The organism is Pseudoalteromonas sp. S1608, assembly GCF_005887265.1.
Taxonomy (GTDB): domain Bacteria; phylum Pseudomonadota; class Gammaproteobacteria; order Enterobacterales; family Alteromonadaceae; genus Pseudoalteromonas; species Pseudoalteromonas undina.
Genome location: NZ_PNDK01000015.1, coordinates 142993 through 150089 on the forward strand (window position 1 = coordinate 142993; position 7097 = coordinate 150089).

A 7097-nucleotide genomic window follows, 5' to 3' on the forward strand; every position below is an offset into this window, starting at 1 on the left:
GCTGTTGTACTTCAAACAAAACCTTTACACCCAGCTGTAAACCCCCGTTACATTTTGATTAAAAAAGCCGCACACTAATTATTAGTGTGCGGCTTTAGTATTTTATTTTTTAAAGCGATTACTTGTTTAGTAAGTGCTTTTCAAAAAAGTCAGCCATCATAGTATGGTAATGCAAAGTGGTGCCTTTACCTTCGCGCAAGCTGTGTGAGCGGTTAGGGTATGAGAAAAACTCAAACTGTTTGTTGTGCTTAACGAGTTCGTCAATTAAGCGCTCAGAGCCTTGATAATGCACGTTATCATCGCCTGTGCCGTGAATAAGCAATAGCTTACCGGTTAGGTTTTTAGCAAAGGTAATAGGCGAGGTGTTATCGTAACTCTCAGGATCGGTGTTTGGGTTGCCCGCATAACGCTCTTGGTAAATGGTGTCGTACAAACGTATATCTGGCACCGGTGCTGAGGCAATGCCCACTTTAAATTTATCACCGTGGCGGAACAGTAAGTTAAGGGTTGAACTACCGCCACCTGAATGGCCCCACACGCCAACACGGTCGGTGTCGATTACATCCCAACGTTTGGCCATCGCATCTAGCGCATCAACTTGATCTTGCACGGTAATTGAGCCAATTTTTTTATAAATTGATTTACGCCAATCGCGGCCTTTTGGTGCACGTGTACCACGATTATCAACCGATGCCACAATAAAGCCTTTTTGCGTTAGTAACGATTTATATAAGTAACTGTTACCTTCCCAGCGGTCTTGCACGGTTGAACCCCATGGTTCGCCGTATACGTAAAACACAATTGGGTATTTTTTACTTTTATCCATGTTCTCTGGGAACATAATGTAGCCGTCAAGCTCGGTGCCATCTTGCGCGTTTACTTTAAAAAACTCATGCTTTGGTAAGCTTTGTTCAGCCAGTTTTTGTTTAAGCTTTGTATTTTCAACTAAGGTTTTTACATTACTATGATCTGCCACTTTAATAATCTCTTTAGTCGGTGGCGTACCAAATTTTGAGTAAGTATGCATTGCCCACGAGGCATCTTTTGACATGTAGTAGCTGTTTGAGCCTTCAAACTCAGCAGGTGTTACCCGTACCGGTTTGCTGCTGCCATCAAGCGGTGTGCTGTATAAATAACGCTGACCAGGATCGTTTGGCGAAGCAATAAAATACATTATGTTTTTGTCTTCATTGATGCTCAGCATATCAATAATGTCGTAATCGCCTGGGGTTAGGTCGATAATAGTTTTGCCATCGCGCGATACACGGTAAAGATGACGCCAACCGTCGCGTTCGCTATGCCAAATAAAAAACTCACCGTCTTTTGACCAGTTGGCTTTATAAAACCATTCGATAAACGCATCGTCTTTGTCTTCTAAAATTTTAGTCAGTTGCTGCTTTTGCCAATCAAACAACCACACTTTGTTATGGCTTTGTGGGCGGTTTAAGTCTTGAATCATTAATTCATTACCGGTGCCTGCCCAGCTAATACGCGGAATATAACGGTCGCGGTTATCGCCTTCAAGCTCAGCCCAACGGGTTTGTTTGTCGCTAAGGCTTACCACACCAACACGCACGGCAGAGTTGGTTTCACCGGCTTTAGGATAAGGGAATTCTTTTAGGGTAGGGTACAGTTCGTCAGTGTTGTTGATCATAGTGAAAAATTTAACGTCACTGGTATCAAGCTGCCAATAGGCGATTGATTTGTTGTCGGGGCTCCAACGAAAACCATCGGCAATAGTAAACTCTTCTTCGTATACCCAATCAAAATTACCGTTAACAATGGTGGCACTGCCATCGGTTGTGAGCGCAGTTACATCGTGACTACCAACCGCTTGCATATAAATATTGTTGTCGCGTACGTAAGCCACTTTTGAGCTATCTGGCGAGAACTTAGCAAACATTAACTTAGTTGGCTCAACGTCTTTACCACCTAATTGCTGTAATTGGTTTGTCTCAAGGTTAAGTAACCAAAAGTCGCCTCTGCTGCGCGAACGCCAAACTTGCTCGCTGTTGGTAAATACCATCAACCATTTACCGTCTTTTGACCACTGATAGCTTTCGATTGCAAATGGCTCGTCTGCGCCCTCTGGCAACAGCTTTTCAAACTCAACCAATACTTTACGGCCTGTGCCGTCAGCATTGTAAAATACAATGTCGTTGCCTTTTACGCCGTGCTCTTTTTCGTCATCGGTGTTGTTATCGTCTGCTTTTTCTTTTTCGCTTTCGCGCTCTTCAAGCACAGTGTAGCCAGTACCATCGTCTAGCCACTTAAAGTAAATGCTTCGCTGGGTTTTAAATTCTTTATCTTTATAAATTTGCGTTAGGCTTAATGGGTTATTCACGGTGCTCATCGCTGCATTATTGTTGGTTGTTATGCTGGTACTTGAACATGCTTGCAAGCCTAAGCCCGCAACAATGGCCAGTGCCAAGCCCGATATTTTGATCAGATTCATTATTATTGTTCCTTGGGTCTGCTGACCTTTATAGATTAAGGCGCTTATTACATTTACTGTAACAAAATAACCTACACAATATCAGCATGCTTAACGCACAAAGCTATGGTTTAAACCCAAACTTTTATAATTAATTACCATGCTGGATTTTTAAATTCATCACTGAGCGTGTCGATTAGTGCTCTTACTGTTGCCGATAAATGCTGACGAGAAGGGTAAAGCACATATATTTTCATTGGGTTTAATGTCCATGGCGCTAATACACGCTGCAAGCGACCATCAAGTATATATTGATTTGCCAAATACGTAGGCTGTACTGAAATACCACCACCGGCTATGGCTGCATGAAGTAATGTGGTGGCCTCGTTTGCACTTAAATTGCATTTAACATCAACAGATTGAAACTCATCCCCGTTGTGTAAATGCCAAATATATCGGTCGAAGTTTTTATAGCCTAAACACTGATGAGCGCTTAACTGTTGTGGTGTCGTTATTGGCGGATAATCAGCAAGGTAGTCGGCTGAGGCCACTAATATAGATTCACACTCGGCAATAGGTTTACCTATTAACGATGGATCAGGATTGGCTGCAATACGTATTGCCAAATCAACACGTTGCTCTATTAGATCTGTGGTTGAGTCTTCAAGATCTATGTCTATTTGCACGTTAGGATGACGTTTCATAAAGCGTGTAAATATAGGGGCTAATTGCGCAAAACCTAACGACATACTGGTCGCTACTCGTATTTTACCTGACAACTGTTGCTGGCTTTTTGTTTGTTCAACTAAACGGTTAGCCTGTGCTAACCATTGCTCTATTTCGGGTAAACAGGCCTCGCCGGCGGTGGTAAGCGTTACTTTACGGGTAGTGCGATGCAATAAGCGCGTATTTAACCAGGCCTCTGCCGACTCAATATGACGAGTAACCATAGGGCGTGACATTTCAAGCCGATCGGCAGTGGCAGTAAAACTGCCTGAGTAGGCAACATCCACAAAAACCTGCGCTGCGGTGAGTTTATCCATAGTATTTGCACGATTTATGAAACAATGATGCTAATTATTGGTTGTTTTTCTGAACATATCAAACCTTTATTATGCTCGCATTAGCAACCAATGATGAGAATACTATGAACCTACGCACTCTTTTACTAAGCACACTATTAGCCAGCAATATCGCTATTGCAGACGAAACCCCACTAACCCTTGATGTGTATAACGCTGACAGCAATAGCTTTCATGTTAATGCCACGCTGGTTTATGGCCGTACCGATGCAATTTTAATTGATACCGGATTTACCAAAGCAGATGCACTGCGCATTGCCGCCAAAGTAATTGACTCTGGTAAACAACTAAAAACTATTTTTATTAGCCAAGCCGATCCTGATTACTACTTTGGCGCTGAAGTGTTACAGCAGTTTTTTCCTGACGCAAAGATTATAACCACACCGGCAGTGCACCAAAAAATAGCAGCAAAGCTTAAAGGTAAACTTGCTTTCTGGACGCCAAAAATGGGGGAAAACGCCCCAAAAAACCCCGTTGTTCCTGAGGTATTTAATGGTAATAGCTTAAAAATAGAAGGCCATACTATTGAAATTCGTGGTACAGAGGGTGAGCATAATCATCGTCCTTATTTATGGATACCTGATAACAAAGCTATTTTAGGTAATGTGGCTGTATACGCCAATGTTCATTTATGGATGGCCGATGCGCAAACTCAAGCAGAGCAAAATGCCTGGGCAAAACAACTCAATGAAATGAAAGCACTTAAACCTGACGTGGTGATCCCAGGGCATATGAAAGCAGGCACCCAATTAGATGCTGCAAATATTGATTTTTCAATCCAGTATTTAAAGGATTTTGCACACGCTAAGCAAAGTAGTGATAGCAGTAAGCTGCTGATAGATAAAATGACCAACTCATACCCTGAGGCTGTATTACCTATGGCTCTTAGCATTGGTGCTAAAGTTCATAAAGGCGAAATGAAATGGTAATTGCCGCTTAACCGCTGCAATAAATGCAGAAGAACCAAAAACACGCCTAGTAAAGTCTGGCGTGTTTTTTATTATTGCCACAAATACATACTGGCTCGCTTATTGGCAATATTTAATTCAAATACCTCAGTGCTTGAACACATAGCAGCGCCATAGCATACATGTAGTGGTAACAAGTGCTCTTCTCTGGGGTGATTAAAGCGTGCAGCTGGAGCTTGCTGCCATGCTAATAATTGCTGTTCACGCTGCTGCTCGGTTAATGTTTGATCTGCGATTGTGCTTACCAGCCAATCTTCAAATGCCTGATTTTGCTGATTAACATCGCTTGATTGGTTAACACCAAAAGCGCGCATATTATGGAAGGTAAAGCCTGAGCCTATAATTAATAAGTTACCGTAATCAATACGTTGCAACGCTTTACCAATTTCAACATGCAACAGCGGATCAAGACTTGGATGCAAGGATATTTGCACACAAGGAATATCGGCCTCTGGGTACATAATTTTTAACGGTACAAACATACCGTGATCGTAGCCACGCTGTGAATCGAGTTTTGAGTCAATATTATGTGTTGCGAGCGCTTGCTGTACTAAATTAGCAAGTTGCGGCTGGCCAGCACAAGGGTAAGTTAATTGATACGCCTGCTTAGGAAAACCGTAGTAATCGTAAATAAGCGGCGGTGAAGAGTGCGCCGTTATACTAATTGGTTGAGCTTCCCAATGTGCGCTGACCATTAAGATAGCAGAAGGCTTTGGGATTTTAGCGGCAACTTGTTCTAAGCAGGCTCGCATTTCTGCATGGTTGGCATCACCTAGTAATGGCATTGGGCCGCCACCATGTGAAATGAAAAAAACGGTTGGGCGTTGCATGTGGTTAATCCTAAAGGACAGATATTATTATAGTGCCTGCGCCGTCAGTAAATAACTAGCCACATAAACGCACAACCTCAGTGCGCAAAAATTATGTGCGGTGTTTATTCATCAAGCTCTAAGTGAGCGCGTTCAACGCTTTCTTGAGGTAACTCTTTTTGCACCGATACACCAAGCTCCTTAAATTCTGAGGCTTGTTTAATTAAGTTACCTTTACCACGGTATAACTGAGAAAATGCTTTATCGTAGGTTTCTTTGGCTTTATCGAGCTGTTTACCCACCCCTTCCATACTAGTTAAAAAGCCGTTGAGTTTACTGTAAAAACGCTCAGCACGATTAGCCAGCTCTTTTGAATATTTAGTTTGCTCTTCAAAGCGCCATAACTGTTTAACAATATTTAAACTGGTTAGCAGGGTAGTAGGGGTAGCAACCAAAATGTTTTTTTCTATTGCTTGCTGGTAAATATCGCTTTGGTATTTAAGTGCTTCTACAAAGGCGGATTCTATGGGTACAAACATAATAACAACCTCAGGCGAGTTTATCCCTGGTAGGCGGTCATACGATTTACTGGCCAGCTCATTTATACGGGCAGTTACGGCATTTACATGCTCTTTAATCGCTTGTTGAGACTCAAGCTCTGTTTCGGCATTTACATAACGGGTGTAGGCATTTAACGATGTTTTTGCATCAATCACTAAGTGGCGACCTTGAGGTAAATACACCACAACATCAGGGCGCAAACGGCCGTCTTCGGTATTAAACGACACTTCTCGCTTGTAATCGGTGCCAGCGCGCAGGCCTGCGCTATCAAGCACGTTTTCAAGCATTAACTCGCCCCAATTACCTTGGGTTTTCTTTTGCCCTTGTAAGGCATTGCTTAGCTTATCGGCCTGCTCGGTAATTGCTTGGCTTTTAGCTTGTAAATGCAGCAGCTCAGTTTTAAGTGCAGCACGTTGCTGTAAGTCTTCAACGTGAATAGACTCCATTTTATCTCTAAAGCCTTTTAGCTCACCTTGAACCGGCTTAAGTAACTGCTCTATGCTTTCTTGATTGAGGGTTTTAAATTTTTGCGACTTTTCTTCTAATATTTGGTTAGCTAAATTTTCAAATTCTTTTTTAAGCGTTTCTTTACTTTGCTCTATATGGGCGAGTTGTTCACTAAAATGCTGCTGCTTTTGCTCAAGGGTAGTGCGTATATTATTAAGCTCTACATCGCGCAGATTGTATTGCTCGCGCAGGGCGGTTAGCTCGGCTTCGGCTTTACGCCAATATTGATTATAAAGTTGGCTTTGCTTTTCTTGCTCAGTTAAACGGGTTTTAAAATGCTGAGACTGATCCCGCTGCTCTTGATGTGTAAGTCCTAATAAATCGTGCTCTTCAACCAACGCGGCATATTGGCTTTGTGTTTGCTCATGCTGGCTTTGTAATAACATTAACTGTTGTTGTTGCTCATTTACTTGGCGCTTTATTTTTTTGCTTAATTGCATTGATACAACACCACAAATAGCCATGCCTGTTATAGCGCCAGCACTTACACTTAACCAATCTAAATGGGATAAAAACGAAGTAAACATAAAATAAACTTTTAAAATTTAGTGACATGCCATCATAACGAATAACGCTCTTTAGCAGTAGGGGTAACGCACTAAATTAAGCGCATAAAAAAAGCCAGCTATTAAAGCTGGCTCAATATTACTTAATCAGTAATCAAACAGGGAAATCAACATGAAACTTGTATAACAACACATCAAATACAAGAATATTAATAAAACCAGCGATTAAT

5 protein-coding genes are annotated in these 7097 nt (G+C 41.9%); 1 reads left to right on the forward strand and 4 read right to left on the reverse strand.

The genetic code is table 11. From position 1 onward, the window contains the following. Window positions 1-118 precede the first annotated feature (118 nt). Entirely contained in the window at window positions 119-2455 is a 2337-nt protein-coding gene (locus tag CWB75_RS08025) for a S9 family peptidase (RefSeq protein ID WP_138570353.1), read from the reverse strand. A 134-nt stretch (window positions 2456-2589) separates the two neighbouring features. Further along, on the reverse strand, window positions 2590-3477 hold the full coding sequence (locus CWB75_RS08030) for a LysR family transcriptional regulator (protein ID WP_138570354.1): 888 nt from the start codon (window positions 3475-3477) through the stop codon (window positions 2590-2592). A gap of 104 nt (window positions 3478-3581) precedes the next feature. Here CWB75_RS08030 and CWB75_RS08035 point away from each other — a divergent pair, with 104 nt between their 5' ends. Continuing rightward, window positions 3582-4445 carry an MBL fold metallo-hydrolase gene (locus CWB75_RS08035; RefSeq protein WP_171039106.1) on the forward strand — a complete coding sequence of 288 codons (864 nt, stop codon included), beginning with the start codon at window positions 3582-3584 and terminating at the stop codon, window positions 4443-4445. A gap of 71 nt (window positions 4446-4516) precedes the next feature. On the opposite strand, the gene CWB75_RS08040 is transcribed toward CWB75_RS08035, so the two are convergent. Both CWB75_RS08040 and CWB75_RS08045 read right to left on the reverse strand, forming a co-directional pair. Next, window positions 4517-5314: a DODA-type extradiol aromatic ring-opening family dioxygenase gene (locus CWB75_RS08040; RefSeq protein WP_138570356.1), complete on the reverse strand. Its 798-nt coding sequence runs from the start codon at window positions 5312-5314 to the stop codon at window positions 4517-4519. Between the two features lie 104 nt (window positions 5315-5418). Further along, window positions 5419-6888, reverse strand: a complete 1470-nt coding sequence (locus CWB75_RS08045; protein ID WP_054201552.1) for a DNA recombination protein RmuC — start codon at window positions 6886-6888, stop codon at window positions 5419-5421. Between the last annotated feature and the right edge of the window lie 209 nt (window positions 6889-7097).

Coding starts and splice junctions, on each gene's coding strand:
- CWB75_RS08025 (WP_138570353.1), bottom strand. CDS start 2,455: ATGAATCTGATCAAAATATCGGGCTTGGCACTGGCCATTGTTGCGGGC.
- CWB75_RS08030 (WP_138570354.1), bottom strand. CDS start 3,477: ATGGATAAACTCACCGCAGCGCAGGTTTTTGTGGATGTTGCCTACTCA.
- CWB75_RS08035 (WP_171039106.1), top strand. CDS start 3,582: ATGAACCTACGCACTCTTTTACTAAGCACACTATTAGCCAGCAATATC.
- CWB75_RS08040 (WP_138570356.1), bottom strand. CDS start 5,314: ATGCAACGCCCAACCGTTTTTTTCATTTCACATGGTGGCGGCCCAATG.
- CWB75_RS08045 (WP_054201552.1), bottom strand. CDS start 6,888: ATGTTTACTTCGTTTTTATCCCATTTAGATTGGTTAAGTGTAAGTGCT.